The sequence below is a fragment of the Rhodohalobacter barkolensis genome (assembly GCF_002834295.1).
GTDB classification, from domain to species: Bacteria; Bacteroidota; Rhodothermia; order Balneolales; family Balneolaceae; genus Rhodohalobacter; species Rhodohalobacter barkolensis.
Genome location: NZ_PISP01000004.1, coordinates 78,717 through 97,339, shown reverse-complemented (window position 1 = coordinate 97,339; position 18,623 = coordinate 78,717). Strand labels below are relative to the sequence as shown.

Sequence of the window (18,623 nt, the reverse complement as noted above, 5' to 3'; positions counted from 1 at the left end):
TAGGATTACAATGAAGACTAAATCCTCAGTTAAGAAAAGAAGTTCTGACGACAAAATAGTTCGGCGTAAAGGTCGTGTCTATGTAATTAATAAAAGGAACCCGCGTCATAAGCAGCGGCAAGGTTAAAAATATTGGATTTGATTTATGGCAAGAATCGCAGGTGTTGATTTACCGAAACAGAAGCGTGGCGTTATCGCGTTAACTTACATTTTCGGAATTGGTAAAACCACGGCAAAAGAAATTTTGGACGAAACAGGTATTGATTATGATACCAAAGTAGTGGACTGGAATGAAGACCAGGTGGCTGCTCTGCGTTCAATCATTGATAATGACCTTAAAGTTGAAGGTGCACTTCGCACTGAAATCAATGGTAACATCCGTCGTTTAATAGAAACCGGAAGTTATCGTGGTGTAAGGCACAGAAAAGGTTTACCGGTTCGCGGACAACGTACACAGACAAACGCACGTACACGTAAAGGCAAGAGAAGAACTGTTGCCGGTAAAAAGAAAGCTCCTAAATAATCGTTTAATTTTTTAATCTAATGGCTAAAAGACAAAGAAAAACTGCGACTGAAAAGGTAGCAAGGAAAAAGAAGAAAAAGCAGATTGCGAACCCTAATGGGATGGCTTTTGTAAAGGCAACGTTTAATAATGTTTTGGTAAGTGTTACTGATGCAAATGGCAATGTGTTGTCCTGGTCATCATCCGGAAAAGAAGGATTTAAAGGTTCTAGAAAAAATACACCGTATGCAGCTCAGCTTAGTGCAGAAACTGCAGCTAAAGCAGCATACGACATGGGGCTCCGTAAAGTAGAAGTTTTTGTAAAAGGTCCCGGTTCAGGTAGAGAAGCAGCCGTTCGTGCTTTGGCTACAAGCGGATTGGAAGTTGTATCGATTAAAGATCGTACTCCAATACCACACAATGGATGCCGTCCTCCAAAAAGAAGAAGAGTTTAAAATAAATACATTTAATTAAATGGCACGATACAGAGGTCCAAAACAAAAAGTAGCGCGTAGATTTAGAGAACCAATCTTCGGTCCAAGCAGCGCATTAGAAAGAAAACCGTATGGCCCGGGCCAACACGGAAGAAGCCGTTATAGCAGAAAATCTGAATATGCTATTCAGCTTGATGAAAAACAAAAGGCAAAATACACTTACGGTTTACTTGAAAAGCAATTCCGTAATTTATACGAAAAGGCTAACCGTCAGGAAGGTGTTACCGGTGAAGTTCTCTTGCAGTTGTTAGAGTCCAGATTGGATAATGTTGTATTCAGAATGGGATTTGCCAGAACCAGAAGACAAGCCAGACAGTTAGTTTCTCACAAGCACATTGTTGTGAATGGCCAGGTTGTAAACATTCCTTCTTATCACGTAAAATCGGGAGATGTGATTACTGTTCGACCGAAATCACGCGATTTAGAATTAATAAATGAAACCTTGCAAAGCTATTCTACAAGCAAGTATAAGTGGCTAGAAACGGATAAGAAAACAAAGACCGGTAAGTTTTTAAATGAACCGGTAATGGAAGAAATACCTGAAAATATCAACGTTCAGTTGATTATTGAGCTTTATTCTAAATAATTTAAACAGTCTTTTAAAGATCCAGCTATGAACAGCTATAGTTTACAAATGCCTGAAGTACTTGAGGTAGAAAAAGAAACAGAAACTTTTGGTACATTTATTCTTCAACCACTTGAAAGAGGATTTGGTGTTACCATTGGTAATTCATTCAGAAGAGTGCTCTTATCCTCACTGCCGGGTTTAGCGATTACCGCTGTAAAGATTAACGGTGTTGATCATGAATATTCAAGTATAGACGGAGTGAAAGAAGATGTCTATGAGATTATTCTGAACCTGAAGCAGATTAGATTCAAGCAGGTTGAGCAAAGTGGCGGAGTTGTAACTATGTCCATTAAAGGGCCCGGTAATTTTACAGGAAAAGACATCGATGATGCTACTGCAGATTTCGATGTATTGAATCCTGATATGGTTATTGCAACCCTCTCTGAAGACGTTGATCTTGATATCGAACTTCGAGTAGGCCGTGGCCGTGGATATGTACCTGCAGAGGAAATGGCATCTGAATTTGAAGACGATGTAAACTTGATGCCAATTGATGCAATTTTCACACCTATCAAATCAGTTCAGTTTGATGTTGATAATGTTCGTGTAGGGCAGAGAACTGATTACGAAAAATTAGTTCTTAACGTGACTACAGATGGGTCTTTGAATGCTAAAGAAGCTCTCACTATTTCCGGTAAAATTCTCAAAGAGCATATAGAGAAGTTTATTACAGAGAAAATTGAAGAGCCATTCACTCAAGAGGAAGAAGAGGTTGATGCAGAGAAACAGCGAGTAGCGAGCTTGCTTAAGACCAGTATCGAAGATCTTAATTTGAGTGTAAGAGCATACAATTGCTTGAAGTCAGCAAATATTAATTCTATTGCTGAACTTGTTTCAAGAGAAGAACAGGATTTATTGAAGTTCAGAAACTTTGGTAAAAAGTCACTTTCTGAACTTGTAGAAGTAATCGAAGAAAAGAATTTGGAATTTGGAATGGATGTTTCCAAATATCTTGACAAATAATAGGATAACCAATCATGCGTCACCAAGTTAAAGGAAGAAAATTAGGAAGATCGACTCCACACAGAAAAGCCACATTACAGGCTTTAGCTGTAGCTTTAATTAAAAAGCAGCGTATACAAACAACTCTGCCTAAAGCTAAGGAGTTAAGAACATTTGTTGAGCCTATTATTACAAAGGCTAAAGAAGATACTACACACAACAGACGGCAGGTATTCTCTAAGTTAAGAGATAAGTATGCTGTTACTGAACTTTTTGATAACATCATCCCTGAAGTTGGAGATCGGCCTGGCGGATATACCAGAGTATTAAAGCTTGGCAGACGTTTAGGTGATTCTGCTCAAATGGCAGTTATCGAATTAGTTGATTTTAACGATGTAAAACCAGAATCTGCTGATAAGAAGAAGAAACGAACTCGTAGAGCCGGTAAGTCAAATAAACCAACCGAGTCTACAGAAGAGACCTCAAAAGAGGTGAAGTCTGAGGAGAACAAAGAAGCTCCTAAGGCAAAGAAAGAAGAGAAACCAGCAGAGACGAAAGCATCATCAGATTCTAAGAAAGAAGAGAAAGCTGATAGCCCATCTGAAGAAAAGTAAAAAAACTTTCAAAGTAACCTTGACTTAGGTTGAGGTTACTCCTTATATTGAAAGTCTGTTGCGGAATTCGGCAGTAGCAAATAAGTGAATCGAATGACGCAAAATTAGCCAAACTTTTTAACTTTTATTTTGGGTTTTGTTTGATAAACTCGTAAGTTTGGAATCTGTCGCAAAAGCGAAATGCCTGGATGGGTGGAGTTGATGTGGCGGGAAAAATTGTTCTTTCGATACGGTTCTGTTTACCAACCCAAACGGCGTGGCCGTGATCCACATCATAGCCACAGGTTTCAACCTGTGGTTTTTGAATACGGTACCTAGCCAGAATGCCGTAGGCATGGGACACATGTTTGGATTGGATTACACCAAGATTTAAGACCTGACAGGTTTGGGATTACAACATGATCTTTAGCCAGGAAATCCCCGGTCACGTGGATCGTGCCTACGGCACTCTGTGGGTTTGTTTAGCATTTTGTATCCCCACAATAAATTGTGGGGCTATGATGTGTTAGCGTGTCTACGACACTGGATTATTCAATATGGTTTAACCTTCTGTGATCTTGTTCAGGGCCTTTTACAACGAATGGGTAGGGATTTCGATACGGTTCTGCTTTCCAACCCAAACGGCGTGGCCGTGATCCACATCATAGCCACAGGTTTCAACCTGTGGTTTTTGAATACGGTACCTAGCCAGAATGCCGTAGGCATGGGACACATGTTTGGATTGGATTACACCAAGATTTAAGACCTGACAGGTTTGGGATTACAATATGATCTTTAGCCAGGAAATCCCCGGTCACGTGGATCGTGCCTGCGGCACTCTTGGAGTGGTTTTCCATTTTGAATCCCCACAATGAATTGTGGGGCTATGATGTGTTAGCGTGTCTATGACACTGGATTATTCAATATGGTTTAACCTTCTGTGATTTTGTTCAGGGCCTTTTACAACGAATGGGTAGGGATTTCGATACGGTTCTGCTTCCCAACCCAAATGGCGTAGCCATGCCCAACATCATAGCCACAGGTTTCAACCTCTGATTCTATGATGCGAATATTATCTAGAATGCCGTGGGTATGGTACATTTATTCAACCCGACATATGACATAAATATCATCACCAAAATCGAAATTAAAAGAAAAAAGTCATTACGTGGCTCAATTACCCCATCTATTTTATGATTACACATACTTCCCTTCAAATTGACCCAAAACACTCTCCACAATTTCTCTCGATTTTTTCGTCTCTATCTTTGCTCCCAGTTTCATCAAGAAGTGATAGAGGCCGAGATGTACCCGGGTGCTGTAGATGAAATATTTGCTGCCGCGCGGTTCATTGGTAATCGGAGCGTTTTTGGTGTATTCTTTCATAATAGATCGATACTCCTTATCTCCAAAATCGAATGAGTTCTCCAGGTAGGGCAGGGCAAAGGTGAATCCGTAGTTGAGCGCGAAATCATAAAAGCGTTTCTCCTTCTTGCTGTTTTCCGGATCATCACTCAGTACTCCCAATTCTTTATACAATTTTTTGATTTCCTCTTCATCGCGGTTTAGATGCGTGGGAAGAAGTTTCAGATAGTTGAAAAAGAAATCCTCGGGAAATGTTTTTACACAGCCGTAGTCAATCACTCCAAGTTTTCCATCAGGAGTTAAAAGAAAATTACCCGGATGTGTATCGGCATGAAACTCCAGAATTCCATCAGCAACACCTTTGATCTGATTGTGAAAGAAATCCCACATAAGTTGTCCGTAACGATTCTTTTCTTCCGGAGTAGGATCTGATTCCAAAAACTCATTCAGATGTTTCCCCTCCAGGTATGTCATGGTTAATATACGTTCAGTAGAGTACTCTTTAATCCAGCGTGGGGTGGCTACGGTTTCAGATTCAAACCGCTCATGAAATCGCTCCATTGATTCTCCTTCATGAATATAATCTGTTTCCATGATCAGTGTCTGCTTCACCTCATCGATATATTCTTCAATAGTGGCACTATCTGAAGCAATTCGTTTGAGAAGTGTTTTTGCCAGTGCAATATCAGAAGAGATCGTTTCCCTTACACCGGGATATTGAACTTTTACAGCCACCTCTGTTCCATCTTTTAGCGTTGCACGATGAACCTGTCCGATGGAAGCTGCCGCCATCGCTTTTGAATCAAACGATTGAAATAGCTGCTCGGGGTAGCTGCCCAGCTCTTTTTTGATGATGCTCCGGACAAGGGATCGGTTTATGGGAGGGACGCTGTACTGGGCTTTTGTCATCACCTCGGCAAACTCCTCCGGCAGAAATCCCTGGTCGATACTAAAAGACTGGGCAATTTTTAGCGCAGTGCCCCGCAGTTTTGTGAACTCACCAAATACTTCCTCTGCCGTTTGACGGTGCAAAGCATTTTTATCACCGTTACCCGATGTGATCGATTTCAGGTAGTGCTTTGCGTAGTTTGTTCCCACTTTAAGACCGGTTTTGGCAAAAATCTTACCACGGTCGAACTTCGAAGATGGAAAATCATTCATGCTTTTTCTCCTCATTTTTTTGATCTGATCCACACAGAGATGGAAGCCTGAAGTTTTCATCCGTGATGCATTTATTAAGAGATGAGTTCATCCACAGGAATTTTCCAAGATCAAATCCCTTGTCGATAATCCGGGTGTAGAAAATCTCTTCGATGAAAGAACTCCATTTGTCGGCCAGCGCCATACTGTTTTCTCTCATCCGGCTTGAATCTTTGGACCAAAACGCGATGAGTCCGTGAAACTGTATTAAAATGGATTTCCAAAGCAGTTCATTTTGTATGATGAATGAGGAGCGGGAAACCTTAGAGTCGTTCTTGAAAATCTCCCTTACTTCCTCTTTAAACAATTTTCTGAAAGCATTTCTGCGTTTATCCCACACCACCTTCTCTTTATACGTTGAGAGAATAAATTCCCGATGCTCCTCAAAAGAGTCGAGCAGAGTTAGGAAAAGATGGTTTAACTTTTCGCTCAGTGTAAATTCACGATAATCCTCTAGGTTTTCGAGAGAATCTCTATAGAGTATCAGTCTGGACTCATAGTAAAAATCCAATATTGATCTTCGGTTAGGAAAGAGATCAAAGATATCCTTTGAACTTATATCCAGAGATTCCGCAAGTGATTGAATCGTAAATCGGTTGTTGCTGAGATATCGCTTTGTTGCCGCTTCCGATATCTTAATTTTTAAACGCGTCTCTTTATCCATGGTGGTGTATTTCTTTAAAATGCTTCATTTCTTAAAAATCATCATTGATGTAGCAGTTCTCGCTGTAAGAGAGATGAAGAGATTGATTCGTTAATTTCTCGGGATGATTTGAATCGGGTCTCTTCATTCGATACAACATCTTCAGCGGGGCTAAAGGTTCGGATGAAATTAAAAAAGAGTGTACGTCCCGTCGGCATGCTGCAGTTGCAGGCTGACGGGTTGACGCTTGAAAGTTGGTTTGAGATTAACGGCGTGCACTCACGTTTTCTCGAGTTTGTAGAGAGTTATCTACTGCCGAATTTGTACGACGAGTTTTTTAAGCCTTGAACTTCAAGCTGCAGGAAGTCATTTCGGAAATCGACATTCGTTATTTTCTAGTCAATTCAACCCTGTATAACGGGTCCACAGGCGTCGTTGAAAAATGTTTACAAAAATGCGCTCGGTTGAGGATCGCCTCAATACTGTTTTACACTCCAAACTATTCTCCCTGTTCGGCGAAAATTATTTGGGGCCGTTTATACCCCGGGTTTCGTTTCACTTTACCCGAGGCTAATTACATTCTGCCCCGCCGGGGCAGGTTGTATCGACCGGTTGCATGATTCATTTCTCATGTTTTAAGCTGTAGGAAAACATTTCGCAAATCGGTATTCAACATTCGTTAATTAAAAACCCCCGCAGGGGTAAAAGGAGAATAGCCCCATGCTTTAGCGTGGGGTTAGCAAGATGTCAGTAAATTCTCCGCCGAACAGAGAGAGTAGATTATTCACAAAAGTATCTTTGAGGCGGTTAGTAGAAAGCTAGGTTTGGTCAAAATCATTATCTTTTTTTATACATTAGGGTATTTGCTGTTTAACGGTGTAAAAAAATACGAGGAATGATCGCCTCAATCCTGTTTAGCACATCAAGCCATTCTCCCTGTTCGGCGAAAATTATTTGGGGCCGTTTATATCCCGGGCTTCGCCTTGCTCACCCAAGGCTATAAACATACTGCCCCGCCGAAGCAGGTGGTCTCTCAACAGTCTTATGCGTCAAATTGTTGGAACACACTTCAAAATTCAAAATTCGATATTCATAATTCATCATTCAAAAAAAACACCCCATAAAATATTTGCTCAGAACATAGCGACAACAAAACTTTTACCTGCGACCTGCGACCTGCGACCTGCGACCTGCGACCTGCGACCTGCGACCTGCGACCTGCGACCTGCGACCTGCGACCTGCGACCTGCGACCTGCGACAAAAAGCGCTTTTCTGTCGGCTCGGTAGAATGTGGAAAAGTTTATTAAAAAAGATTCAAAAATGGGTTGACTTGGATACGGTTTACCCCCTATATTTATGATCCTTTCGAGAAAACGAAATGCTCAAAAAAACGCAGCCAATCTGCAATTTATTGCGTGTTTAACTCGGGAGGATGTTCCTTAAAAACTTTCTGAAAATTTCCGGCTTAATGCTTGACATTGGGATACGGAAACTCGTAAGTTTGGAATCTGTCGCAAAAGCGAAATGCCTGGTAGGGTGGAGTTGATGTGGCGGGAAAAATTGTTCTTTGAAGGTAGTGAAATATAGACAGATTATTGAGTGAGCCTTGGGAAGACTTGAAGAGTGTAATATTTGTATTACAATGGAGAGTTTGATCCTGGCTCAGGACGAACGCTGGCGGCGGGCCTAACACATGCAAGTCGCAGGAGAAGGAAGGAGCTTGCTCTTTCCGGAGACTGGCGCACGGGTGAGTAACGCGTAGACAACCTGCCTATAACAGGGGGATAACACACCGAAAGGTGTGCTAATACCGCATAATGCAGCGGGGCCGCATGGTCACAGTTGTTAAAGCCTTCGGGCGGTTATAGATGGGTCTGCGTGCCATTAGCTAGTTGGTAGGGTAAAAGCCTACCAAGGCGATGATGGCTAGGGGGTCTGAGAGGATGATCCCCCACACTGGAACTGAGACACGGTCCAGACTCCTACGGGAGGCAGCAGTGAGGAATCTTGCGCAATGGGGGAAACCCTGACGCAGCCACGCCGCGTGCCGGAAGACGGCCCTATGGGTTGTAAACGGCTTTTGTTTGGGAAGAATGTACGGGTTTCGATCTGTATTGACGGTACCAATTGAATCAGCACCGGCTAACTCCGTGCCAGCAGCCGCGGTAATACGGAGGGTGCAAGCGTTGTCCGGAATCATTGGGTGTAAAGGGTGCGTAGGCTGGCGCCTAAGTCTGGGGTGAAATCTTGCCGCTTAACGGTAAAATGGCCATGGATACTGGGTGTCTTGAATCTGACAGAGGTCGGTGGAATTCGTAGTGTAGCGGTGAAATGCATAGATATTACGAAGAACACCAGTGGCGAAGGCGGCCGGCTGGGTCAGTATTGACGCTGAGGCACGAGAGCGTGGGGAGCGAACAGGATTAGATACCCTGGTAGTCCACGCTGTAAACGATGTATGCTAGTTGTTGGGCTTTCGGGTTCAGTGACGCAGTTAACGCAGTAAGCATACCACCTGGGGAGTACGTTCGCAAGAATGAAACTCAAAGGAATTGACGGGGGCCCGCACAAGCGGTGGAGCATGTGGCTTAATTCGATGCAACGCGAAGAACCTTACCCGGGCTAAATCCACGATGACCGGTCCCGAAACGGACCTTCCCTTCGGGGCATCATGGAAGGTGCTGCATGGCTGTCGTCAGCTCGTGCCGTGAGGTGTTGCCTTAAGTGGCGCAACGAGCGCAACCCCTGTGGTTAGTTACCAGCACGTAATGGTGGGGACTCTAGCCAGACTGCCTACGCAAGTAGTGAGGAAGGTGGGGACGACGTCAAGTCATCATGGCCCTTATGTCCGGGGCTGCACACGTGCTACAATGGATGGTACAGAGGGAAGCTACCCAGCGATGGGCTGCAGATCTCAAAAGCCATTCCCAGTTCGGATTGGAGTCTGCAACTCGACTCCATGAAGGTGGAATCGCTAGTAATCGCGTATCAGCAATGACGCGGTGAATACGTTCCCGGGCCTTGTACACACCGCCCGTCAAGCGATGGAAGTCAGGAGTACCTGATGTCGGCGTGCTAACCCTTCGGGGGGGCAGCTGCCTAGGGTAAGCCTGGTAACTGGCGCTAAGTCGTAACAAGGTAGCCGTACCGGAAGGTGCGGCTGGATCACCTCCTAGGAATAAGTTTTTTCCGGGGCTTGCCAATAATCTGTCTATATTTTGATGCCTTCCGGGGCAGAAGGGCAGGCGGCGCTGTCTGCCGAATGGGCTTGTAGCTCAGGTGGTTAGAGCGCACGCCTGATAAGCGTGAGGTCGCAGGTTCAACTCCTGCCAAGCCCACTGTTCGCACCAGGAGGGGCTATAGCTCAGCTGGCTAGAGCACCTGCTTTGCAAGCAGGGGGTCCGGGGTTCGAATCCCCGTAGCTCCACGGATGGTTTTTTTGATTTTTTTATTGTAGTAATAAGGCCGGCGGCGGTTCTGAGTAGTCAGGGCGGGTTGCCAGGGGGTTCGAGTCCCTGCGGTTCTTCTGGCTTCTTCCCGGATGTTTAGGGGAGGAGAGTTCTTTGACGTATTGAGGTAAGATGAAAATACTGGCTGTTCTCGCAGTGATGCGGGGGGAGCCGGTGAGTAAAGATTCTTTAAGATTTAAAGTATCAAACGAGGTAACAAAATCGAGCTCATGTGATGTGTGGTTTGCGCAGTGATTGTGCAAGCCATGCAAGGAAAAAGTAGAAAAGAGCGTACGGTGGATGCCTAGGCATACAGAGGCGATGAAGGACGTGCCAAGCTGCGAAAAGCTGCGGGGAGCTGCAAAGAAGCGTTGATCCGCGGATGTCCGAATGGGGCAACCCATCCCGATTTATCGGGATACTCCTTTCGAGGAGGGCTTACGAGGGGAACTGAAACATCTAAGTACCCTTAGGAAGAGAAAACAATTGTGATTTCCCAAGTAGTGGCGAGCGAACGGGAATCAGCCCAAACCACAGGATGCTTGCATCCTGTGGGGTTGTAGGACTTACCATAAGACGAATAGAGGTGAATTGAAGCTGTCTGGAAAGCAGCCCCAAAGAAGGTGATAGGCCTGTAAGTGAAGCTAACGTTCGTTGGTAAGGATCCTGAGTAGTGCGGGACCGGAGAAATCCTGCATGAATCTGGCGGCACCATCCGCCAAGGCTAAATACGTCTGTATGACCGATAGTGGACTAGTACCGTGAGGGAAAGGTGAAAAGAACGCCGAGAAGGCGAGTGAAATAGTACCTGAAACCGTGCGCTTACAAGCGGTCGGAGTCCGTCTTAGACGGATGACGGCGTGCCTTTTGTATAATGAGCCTACGAGTTGCGCCTGTCGTGCGAGGTTAATCCGCTCAGCGGAGAAGCCGAAGCGAAAGCGAGTCTGATAAGGGCGAGCAGTACGGCGGGGCAGACGCGAAACCGAGTGATCTATCCATGGTCAGGGTGAAGCTGGGGTAACACCTGGTGGAGGCCCGAACCGCCTGGCGTTGAAAAGCCATCGGATGAATTGTGGATAGGGGTGAAAGGCCAATCAAACTCGGAAATAGCTCGTACTCCCCGAAATATATTTAGGTATAGCGTCTGCCGTGTAGCTACATGGAGGTAGAGCACTGATTAGGCTAGGGCCCTTCACCGGGTACCAAACCTAGACAAACTCCGAATGCCATGTAGTGTTGGCAGGCAGTCAGTGGCAGGGTGATAACGTCCTGTCGCGAGAGGGAAACAACCCAGACCATCAGTTAAGGTCCCAAAATACCAGCTAAGTTGAATAAAGAAAGTTGGATTGCCCAGACAACCAGGAGGTTGGCTTAGAAGCAGCCATTCCTTAAAAGAGTGCGTAATAGCTCACTGGTCGAGCGATCCGGCGTCGATAATTTGCGGGCATAAGCTGGTTACCGAAACTATGGATTCTACCATGTAGAGTGGTAGGGGAGCATTCCAGCGGCGCAGAAGCCGGTCTGTGAGGACGGGTGGAGCTTCTGGAAGCGAAACTGTAGGCATGAGTAACGATAAGACGGGTGAGAAACCCGTCCACCGAAAACCCAAGGGTTCCTGATCAACGCTAATCGGATCAGGGTTAGTCGAGACCTAAGGTGTAGCCGAAAGGCGAAGCCGATGGAAAACCGGTTCAATATTCCGGTACCGACTCCAACGCAAGGCAAAGGCGTGACGCAGAAGTGACACTTCCGCCCCGTGACGAACATCGGGGTTGAAGGGTGTAGGCCGGGGTGCAGGTAAATCCGCACCCCACGTGGCTGAAACCCGACAGTACCGGGAGGCTTCGGCCAAACGGATAGTGAAGGTAATCTGGCTGCCAAGAAAAGCGTCGTTGTTTGTTGTGAGTTGCTCGTACCTTAAACCGACACAGGTGGGTGAGGAGAGAATCCTCAGGTGCTCGAGAGAATCGTGGCTAAGGAACTAGGCAAATTCGATCCGTAACTTCGGGAGAAGGATCCCCCCTTGTTAGCGCAAGGGGGCGCAGTGAAAAGGTTCAAGCGACTGTTTACCAAAAACACATGTCTCTGCTAAGCCGCAAGGCGACGTATAGGGACTGACACCTGCCCGGTGCCGGAAGGTTAAAGAAGGGAGTTAGCTTCGGCGAAGCTCTTGACTGAAGCCCCGGTAAACGGCGGCCGTAACTATAACGGTCCTAAGGTAGCGAAATTCCTTGTCGGGTAAGTTCCGACCTGCACGAATGGTGTAACGACTTGAACACTGTCTCGGCCACGAGCTCGGTGAAATTGTGGTATCGGTGATGACGCCGATTACCCGCAGCGGGACGGAAAGACCCCGTGAACCTTTACTACAACTTTACATTGGCTTCGGCAACTGCATGTGCAGGATAGGCGGGAGACGGTGAAGCGGGCGCGCCAGCGTCTGTGGAGTCGCCCTTGAAATACCGCCCTTGAAGTTGCTGGATTCTAATCCGCCTAAGGCGGAGACATTGTATGGTGGGTAGTTTGACTGGGGCGGTCGCCTCCTAAACAGTAACGGAGGCTCCCAAAGGTACCCTCAGCATGGTTGGCAATCATGCGCAGAGTGTAAAAGCATAAGGGTGCTTGACTGTAAGGCATACAGGCCGAGCAGGAACGAAAGTTGGGTTTAGTGATCCGGTGGCACCGCATGGAAGGGCCATCGCTCAAAGGATAAAAGGTACTCCGGGGATAACAGGCTTATCTCCCCCAAGAGTTCATATCGACGGGGAGGTTTGGCACCTCGATGTCGGCTCATCGCATCCTGGGGCTGGAGAAGGTCCCAAGGGTTTGGCTGTTCGCCAATTAAAGCGGTACGCGAGCTGGGTTCAGAACGTCGTGAGACAGTTCGGTCCCTATCTGCTGTGGGCGTAGGAATTTTGAGGAGAGCTGCTCCTAGTACGAGAGGACCGGAGTGGACGCACCGCTAGTGTACCTGTTGTGACGTCAGTTGCATCGCAGGGTAGCTATGTGCGCATGTGATAAGCCGCTGAATGCATCTAAGCGCGAAGCACACTCCAAGATAAGAATTCCCCAAAGAGTCCTGGAAGACGACCAGGTTGATAGGCGGCAGGTGTACGCACAGCAATGTGTTTAGCCGAGCCGTACTAAGTACTCTTCAGTCTTTGCCTTGCATGGTTTGCACAAACACTGCAGCCGGCAGGCATGAGGTAACCGATTGGGTTACCCGTTTATGCTCTCATCTTACCCCAACAACGTCATAAGAAATTCCATACAAGTTTTGATGTGGTGATTATAGCGCGGAGGTCCCACCCGTTCCCATCCCGAACACGGCCGTTAAGCTCCGCAGCGCCGATGGTACTGCATACGCGGTAGAGTAGGTCGTCGCCTCATCTTTATACTTCAAGCCCCTCAGCGCTCCGCGCTCAGGGGCTTTTTTTATTCCCCCACCAACCCCAACCCATGAAATGGTTTATATTTTCTGGTCAACGGTCTGCATCATACCTGAATACCATTCATGGTATGTATCATTTTTAATTTGCTCCCTGATTCGTTCCATTAACCAAAGATAAAAGGTCAGGTTATGCTTGGATGTAAGTTGCAAACCAAGTATTTCGTTTGACCTTATCAAATGATGGATATAACTCATGTTGTATCGTTGACATAATTCTGACGGAAAATCAGGATCAAGTGGCTTATGATGATGTTTCCATTTTGCATTTCTGACATTTATCTTTCCGTTTCTCGTAAAAATCATGCCATTACGGGCATTTCTTGTGGGCATTACGCAGTCAAACATATCTATGCCAAAGGCTACGTTCTGTAGTAAATTTGCCGGTGTACCCACACCCATTAAATATCTTGGTTTATTTTCCGGAAGGTAATCGGTATTGAAATCAGAAATCTCATACATTAAATCAGTAGGTTCACCCACACTGAGTCCGCCAATGGCAAGACCCTCAAAATCAAGAGAGGCCATATATTCAGAGGATTCCTTTCTCAAGTCTTTATGCACCCCACCCTGTACAATTCCAAATTGGAATTGTTTATGGCCATATAGTGGATCAGTCTTTAAAAACTCTTCCCTACCACGTTTTGCCCATCGATGAGTCAATTCCATAGAATTTTTCACATAATCAAATTCAGCCGGATAAGGAGGGCATTCATCCAGTATCATCAAAATATCTGAACCAAGGATGCGCTGTGTTCCTACTACATTTTCTGGTGTAAAAAGATGCTTGGATCCGTCAATGTGACTTTGAAATGTAGCCCCCTTCTCTTTTAGATTACGAATTTCGGCTAAAGAAAATATTTGATACCCACCGGAATCTGTTAAAATAGGTTTATCCCATCCAATGAATTTGTGTAAACCGCCGGCGTCTTGTATAATTTTATTGCCTGGTCGTAAATAAAGATGATATGTATTACCCAGTATTATTTGAGCTTTTATTTTTTCGGACAGATCATCCTGGTTTACAGCCTTAACAGTTCCCAATGTGCCAACCGGCATAAATATTGGGGTTTCTATGGTACCGTGGTCTGTTGTTAACTTGCCAAGGCGGGCTTTAGTCTTAGACGAAGTTTTCTGTAGAGTAAACAATGAAATAATTTATTATTTGTATTCATTAGGCAGTATTTTCTGCCTGTTCAAGAAGTTTTAAAATAAGGATCGTTACACTACAATAACAGCTGTTAATATGTAAGGTGTGTAATGCCATTTGAATTAAACCGTTGAAATGAAATCAAAGTCTGTAGTAATAATTCCCACATATGATGAATCCAACAACGTCTCAAGAATTGTTGACGTGGTGATGGATTTAGAGCCGGAAATCGATATTCTCTTTGTTGATGACGGATCACCTGATGGAACAGCTGACTTGATTAAAAATAAAATGAAGGAATTTCCTGAGAGGGTGAATCTGATTGAAAGAAAGGGAAAACAAGGGTTAGGTACTGCATATGTAAGAGGTTTTGAGTACGCATTAAATCATGACTATAAATACATCTGTGAGATGGATGCTGATTTTTCTCATGACCCTAATGATCTGCCACGACTAATAGAGGTTGTTGAAAATGGATCAGCGGATTTGGCAATCGGCTCCAGATACAGTAATGGTATAAGTATTGTTAACTGGCCGTTAAGACGTTTAATTCTCTCATACTGCGCCAACTTATATGCCAGAATTATAACGGGTATCCCTGTTAAAGACACCACTGCAGGTTTTAAATGTATCCATCACAAGGTCTTGGAATCCATAGATCTGAATGAAATTCGTTCCAACGGTTACGCTTTTCAGATTGAGATACATTTCAGAGCCTGGAAAGCAGGTTTCCGTCTGAAAGAGGTCTCCATTATCTTTAAAGAAAGAGAAGAGGGTGTGTCAAAGATGTCTAAATCTATAGTTCGTGAGGCGATATGGAGAGTCTGGAGTTTAAAATTCAGGAGCTTGATTGGTAAGCTTTAATCATATTTTATGATAAAGAACTGAGCCAAATGAGACGGCACTTTCCGTATGATCCTCATCCCACCAATTGTAATTAATTTTCTTTCCCTTCAGATCAGTAAAAGCATTCAAAAAAGTATACAGTGGCGGAAATCCACATATTCTGGATGAATCGTAATGAGAACTGAGATTATCCAGAATTTGAGATGAATCAGCGTTAACAGATGCATTCATAAAATTCTGATCTATCGATTGGATCTCTTTTTTCATGAGATTGGCTCCGGTCTGATCCCCAAACTTTTTACCTACATGAGACAAATCACCGGATATCAGATAAAAAGTATCATCATCATCTAACGAGTTCAGGGTTTGAGTGAAATTTTGAACTTTCCCGGCAAGATCACCGGAGTTGTGGTACAAAAGCTCATCTAAGGAACCAACAAGGATAGGAACAATTTCAAAATTGTGTTGCCAAATATGGGAAGCAAGCAACAGATGGATTTCAATACTGTGCTCTATTCTGTGAGCTCTGTCAGCCATTGTAAAACCACTATCAGCAGAATCGATATTATCCAACTGCTCAAGATAAGTTTGATCCGTTTTGAAAGTTCGGTGAGGGAGTTCAAAATCCTTACCTGAACCTATAAATGGAGTTTCCTGGTAGACTTTGGGAAAATAACCCGAGTAGTGGCTTGTTGCCAGGATAACCACTCGTTTTGGTTTTACACTATTCAGCACTGAAAAAGCTTCTGAGTACTGATTCAGACCAACCCGAAGATCAATATGAGGCGCATAAAGGGCTTTAGGACTTCCGTTATGAACGGTTGAACTGTTTTTAAAAATCGATTCTAAGTATTCATTTAACTCTTCTGTTTCAGCGGGATAACTTTGCCCTGATAAAGCCGGTTTACGCACCGATTTATTCTCAAACTGTTTCTCAATTTTGTTTGAAAAAAGCTTGAAGTGTTTAGTATCTAATATTCGATTTTGATCGAGCATTTGAATGAATTCCAATAGCTCATCCGTAGAAACATTTCCATTGGAAAGTTTAGATATTTCCTGAATGGATGTTCGATCGTTGATCAATGATAGGATTGTTTGAATTTGGTTGTCGAGAGCAAAATTAGGCGAAGCATATCCCATTACATCGTGAAAATAGAGTAGATCACGACCATCATCTTTAATGGGTATGATGTTAATATCTCTCCGAATTCCCGGTATAGGTGAGGTTAATGAATCAAATAGGAGTGTATCATTCATTTTATTTCTGTCCTCTCATTTTCCAGCATTCACATTTTTTCCCATATTTAATGCAAATGGGGTGGTCAGGGGGTTCGGATATCCTTGCCTTACACGCATTTCTACCGTGGTGAATCATTAAGTGGGAAATATTGGTCCAATGTTCCTGAGGAAAAAGGGCCATCAGATCTTTTTCAATTTTGTTGGTATTCTTTTTCTCCTTAGTCAGACCAAAACGATTGGATAGTCTTTTGACATGAGTATCCACAACGACACCAACATTTTTATTAAATGCATTTCCTAAAACTACATTGGCTGTTTTCCTTGCGGCTCCCCGAAGTTTTAAAAGATCTTTCATGGTATCAGGCACCTCTCCGTCAAACTCTTCAACGATGGTTTTAGAAGCCTCTTTTAAAGATTTTGCTTTATTACGATAGAATCCCGTTGTACGAACCAACTCTTCCAGTTCCTCAAGGGGTGCTTCAGCCATCAAGTCAGGTGTTGGATAGGCTTTAAATAAAGCCGGAGTCACTTTGTTTACTCTTACATCCGTACACTGAGCGCTCAGAATTGTGGCAATTAACAGTTCAAAGGGATTTCTATGATCTAATTCACAAACCGGGTTGGGATAGTGTTCATATAAATCATTCAGAATTTGCTCTGCGCGCTCTTTTTGTTTTTTTGTCTTCTTTGGGAGTTTGGCCACCGTTAACCTCTGTTTGTGGTAATAGGATTACAAGAGTGTAAAACTTATGAATGTCACTGCTTAAATAAAATTTTATTCGATATCGTTTAAGCTGGTTGATAAAGTTTATCGCTTCATATTCGGTTCACGAATCCGTAAACTTGCACCTCACTTATAACAGATTGACCGGAATGAAAAAGTACGCCGCTTACGGTACTTTACTGCTATTTACTCTTATTTATGTTCTGAGTTTTGTGGACCGACAAATTGTTGCGGTTCTGGGAACTCAAATCAGGGATGCGTTAGTGCTGAATAACCTGCAAATTGGATTGTTGTATGGTCCGGCATTTTCTTTTGTATATGCACTTTCCGGTATTCCGATGGGCCGTATTGCGGATCGATCATCACGAAAATTGATGATCTGTATAGGGCTTTTTGTTTGGAGCCTGATGACGGTAATCAGTGGATTTGCAGCTTCATTCATCTTTTTAATCACCGCTCGGATATTTGTAGGTCTAAGTCAGGCTATGCTAAGCCCTGCAGTATATTCCTACCTGGCAGATTCATTTTCTCCTGAAAAGCGTGCTACCGTTTTTTCAATTTATGCCAGTGGAATTTTTATCGGTGTTGGCCTTTCATTTTTGGTGGGTGGTACTGTTTCAATGCAGTACGACTGGAGAACAGCGATGATTATAGTTGGAATTCCGGGCCTTATTTTGGCTCCATTAGTCTGGTTTTTAGTAAAAGAACCGAAAAGAAGCAGAAAACGGAGTAATCAACAAGAGAACATCATAGCAGATTTAAAGTCTATTCTCTCCAAAAAAGCGGTTCGGTATCACTTGATTGGATTTTCCTTTTTAGCATCGATGGGTTATACCATTTTAGCTTTTGTGGGTAATGTATTTAATGATGTTCATCAGCGGCCGGATCTCATTTCGCACTACGGGTGGTTTATGTTTGGTGTTGGTTTGATGGTTATTCTTTCGGGTAGAACGGCAGACAGGCTGGCAATTAAAGAGCCGAAACGCCGATTTTTGATGGGAGTTTTTGCAGCTTTGGGGGGCGTGCCATTTTATGCTTGGGGATTATATGCATCAACTCCGGAAATCGCGTTTTTGATGATGGGTATCGGTGTCCTGTTTGCATCCTCCTACAATGGAGTGGCTGCTGCCATTATTCAATACTTTGTGCCGGGTAAACAGAGAGCTCTGGCGGCAGGATTATATCTTTTTGTAATTAGCATAGCCGGATTTGGTGTAGGTCCGCCATTAACAGGTTGGTTGATGGATTTTGTATTTTCAGGCCAATATTCAGTTTCTCACGCTATCATGACGATGATTACAATTTCATCTATAGGTGCGACTCTTTCATTACTTATGGCAATGAAATATTATGAGAGCGACGCGTTTGAAGAAACGATGATTGATTAAATGTAAATTTT

The 18,623-nt window shown here is 44.0% G+C and carries 15 protein-coding genes, 2 tRNA genes and 3 rRNA genes; 14 read left to right on the top strand and 6 right to left on the bottom strand.

Annotated elements, in window-relative coordinates; genetic code table 11:
- Positions 1 to 10 precede the first annotated feature (10 nt).
- The 6 genes from rpmJ to rplQ are packed head-to-tail and all read left to right on the top strand — an operon-like array spanning position 11 to position 3,180.
- Complete coding sequence (gene rpmJ / locus CWD77_RS12895; protein ID WP_101073991.1) at positions 11 to 127, top strand: 50S ribosomal protein L36; 117 nt, start codon at positions 11 to 13, stop codon at positions 125 to 127.
- An 18-nt stretch (positions 128 to 145) separates the two neighbouring features.
- The gene (gene rpsM, locus CWD77_RS12890) at positions 146 to 523 is read left to right on the top strand and encodes a 30S ribosomal protein S13 (RefSeq protein WP_101073990.1); all 378 of its coding nucleotides are present in this window, start codon (positions 146 to 148) and stop codon (positions 521 to 523) included.
- Positions 524 to 543: 20 nt separating this feature from the next.
- Complete coding sequence (gene rpsK, locus CWD77_RS12885) at positions 544 to 957, top strand: 30S ribosomal protein S11 (RefSeq protein ID WP_101073989.1); 414 nt, start codon at positions 544 to 546, stop codon at positions 955 to 957.
- 19 nt (positions 958 to 976) lie between these two features.
- The gene (gene rpsD / locus CWD77_RS12880) at positions 977 to 1,582 is read left to right on the top strand and encodes a 30S ribosomal protein S4 (RefSeq protein ID WP_101073988.1); all 606 of its coding nucleotides are present in this window, start codon (positions 977 to 979) and stop codon (positions 1,580 to 1,582) included.
- A gap of 27 nt (positions 1,583 to 1,609) precedes the next feature.
- Positions 1,610 to 2,587, top strand: a complete 978-nt coding sequence (locus tag CWD77_RS12875) for a DNA-directed RNA polymerase subunit alpha (RefSeq protein ID WP_101073987.1) — start codon at positions 1,610 to 1,612, stop codon at positions 2,585 to 2,587.
- A gap of 14 nt (positions 2,588 to 2,601) precedes the next feature.
- Positions 2,602 to 3,180 (top strand): 50S ribosomal protein L17, encoded by a 579-nt coding sequence (gene rplQ / locus CWD77_RS12870; protein ID WP_101073986.1) that lies wholly within the window; start codon positions 2,602 to 2,604, stop codon positions 3,178 to 3,180.
- Between the two features lie 124 nt (positions 3,181 to 3,304).
- Here the strand turns inward: rplQ and CWD77_RS12865 are convergent, their stop codons facing one another.
- Positions 3,305 to 3,523: a hypothetical protein gene (locus tag CWD77_RS12865; RefSeq protein WP_101073985.1), complete on the bottom strand. Its 219-nt coding sequence runs from the start codon at positions 3,521 to 3,523 to the stop codon at positions 3,305 to 3,307.
- A 237-nt stretch (positions 3,524 to 3,760) separates the two neighbouring features.
- Here CWD77_RS12865 and CWD77_RS15575 point away from each other — a divergent pair, with 237 nt between their 5' ends.
- Positions 3,761 to 3,922, top strand: a complete 162-nt coding sequence (locus CWD77_RS15575) for a hypothetical protein (protein WP_165779152.1) — start codon at positions 3,761 to 3,763, stop codon at positions 3,920 to 3,922.
- 434 nt (positions 3,923 to 4,356) lie between these two features.
- Here CWD77_RS15575 and CWD77_RS12860 read toward each other — a convergent pair whose 3' ends face one another.
- Positions 4,357 to 5,685 (bottom strand): ABC1 kinase family protein, encoded by a 1,329-nt coding sequence (locus CWD77_RS12860; protein WP_101073984.1) that lies wholly within the window; start codon positions 5,683 to 5,685, stop codon positions 4,357 to 4,359.
- Positions 5,678 to 6,388, bottom strand: a complete 711-nt coding sequence (locus CWD77_RS12855; protein ID WP_101073983.1) for a hypothetical protein — start codon at positions 6,386 to 6,388, stop codon at positions 5,678 to 5,680. The genes CWD77_RS12860 and CWD77_RS12855 overlap by 8 nt, the downstream gene beginning before the upstream one ends.
- 1,619 nt (positions 6,389 to 8,007) lie before the next feature.
- Between CWD77_RS12855 and CWD77_RS12845 the strand changes: the two genes are divergently transcribed.
- The 5 genes from CWD77_RS12845 (at position 8,008) to rrf (ending at position 13,207) form a co-directional block, all read left to right on the top strand.
- Positions 8,008 to 9,544, top strand: a 16S ribosomal RNA gene (locus CWD77_RS12845).
- 88 nt (positions 9,545 to 9,632) lie between these two features.
- Positions 9,633 to 9,706, top strand: a tRNA-Ile gene (locus CWD77_RS12840).
- 15 nt (positions 9,707 to 9,721) lie between these two features.
- A tRNA-Ala gene (locus tag CWD77_RS12835) sits at positions 9,722 to 9,795 on the top strand.
- Between the two features lie 295 nt (positions 9,796 to 10,090).
- Positions 10,091 to 12,985 (top strand): 23S ribosomal RNA (locus CWD77_RS12830).
- 113 nt (positions 12,986 to 13,098) lie between these two features.
- A 5S ribosomal RNA gene (gene rrf, locus CWD77_RS12825) occupies positions 13,099 to 13,207 on the top strand.
- Together the 16S, 23S and 5S rRNA genes with 2 tRNA genes alongside form the textbook arrangement of a ribosomal RNA operon.
- 79 nt (positions 13,208 to 13,286) lie before the next feature.
- Here rrf and tgt read toward each other — a convergent pair.
- Positions 13,287 to 14,414: a tRNA guanosine(34) transglycosylase Tgt gene (gene tgt, locus CWD77_RS12820; protein ID WP_101073982.1), complete on the bottom strand. Its 1,128-nt coding sequence runs from the start codon at positions 14,412 to 14,414 to the stop codon at positions 13,287 to 13,289.
- A gap of 136 nt (positions 14,415 to 14,550) precedes the next feature.
- On the opposite strand from tgt, the gene CWD77_RS12815 reads away from it, so the two are divergent.
- Positions 14,551 to 15,279 carry a polyprenol monophosphomannose synthase gene (locus CWD77_RS12815; protein ID WP_101073981.1) on the top strand — a complete coding sequence of 243 codons (729 nt, stop codon included), beginning with the start codon at positions 14,551 to 14,553 and terminating at the stop codon, positions 15,277 to 15,279.
- On the opposite strand, the gene amrB is transcribed toward CWD77_RS12815, so the two are convergent.
- A complete protein-coding gene (gene amrB, locus CWD77_RS12810; RefSeq protein ID WP_101073980.1) occupies positions 15,280 to 16,518 on the bottom strand; it encodes an AmmeMemoRadiSam system protein B in 1,239 nt (412 codons plus the stop codon).
- Position 16,519: 1 nt separating this feature from the next.
- Positions 16,520 to 17,203: an endonuclease III gene (nth, locus tag CWD77_RS12805; protein WP_101073979.1), complete on the bottom strand. Its 684-nt coding sequence runs from the start codon at positions 17,201 to 17,203 to the stop codon at positions 16,520 to 16,522.
- Positions 17,204 to 17,373: 170 nt separating this feature from the next.
- On the opposite strand from nth, the gene CWD77_RS12800 reads away from it, so the two are divergent.
- Positions 17,374 to 18,612: a spinster family MFS transporter gene (locus CWD77_RS12800; RefSeq protein ID WP_101074020.1), complete on the top strand. Its 1,239-nt coding sequence runs from the start codon at positions 17,374 to 17,376 to the stop codon at positions 18,610 to 18,612.
- Positions 18,613 to 18,623: the final 11 nt, after the last annotated feature.

Coding starts and splice junctions, on each gene's coding strand:
- rpsM (WP_101073990.1), top strand. CDS start 146: ATGGCAAGAATCGCAGGTGTTGATTTACCGAAACAGAAGCGTGGCGTT.
- rpsD (WP_101073988.1), top strand. CDS start 977: ATGGCACGATACAGAGGTCCAAAACAAAAAGTAGCGCGTAGATTTAGA.
- CWD77_RS12800 (WP_101074020.1), top strand. CDS start 17,374: ATGAAAAAGTACGCCGCTTACGGTACTTTACTGCTATTTACTCTTATT.
- rpsK (WP_101073989.1), top strand. CDS start 544: ATGGCTAAAAGACAAAGAAAAACTGCGACTGAAAAGGTAGCAAGGAAA.
- CWD77_RS12875 (WP_101073987.1), top strand. CDS start 1,610: ATGAACAGCTATAGTTTACAAATGCCTGAAGTACTTGAGGTAGAAAAA.
- amrB (WP_101073980.1), bottom strand. CDS start 16,518: ATGAATGATACACTCCTATTTGATTCATTAACCTCACCTATACCGGGA.
- CWD77_RS12855 (WP_101073983.1), bottom strand. CDS start 6,388: ATGGATAAAGAGACGCGTTTAAAAATTAAGATATCGGAAGCGGCAACA.
- CWD77_RS15575 (WP_165779152.1), top strand. CDS start 3,761: ATGGGTAGGGATTTCGATACGGTTCTGCTTTCCAACCCAAACGGCGTG.
- rplQ (WP_101073986.1), top strand. CDS start 2,602: ATGCGTCACCAAGTTAAAGGAAGAAAATTAGGAAGATCGACTCCACAC.
- CWD77_RS12815 (WP_101073981.1), top strand. CDS start 14,551: ATGAAATCAAAGTCTGTAGTAATAATTCCCACATATGATGAATCCAAC.
- CWD77_RS12860 (WP_101073984.1), bottom strand. CDS start 5,685: ATGAATGATTTTCCATCTTCGAAGTTCGACCGTGGTAAGATTTTTGCC.
- rpmJ (WP_101073991.1), top strand. CDS start 11: ATGAAGACTAAATCCTCAGTTAAGAAAAGAAGTTCTGACGACAAAATA.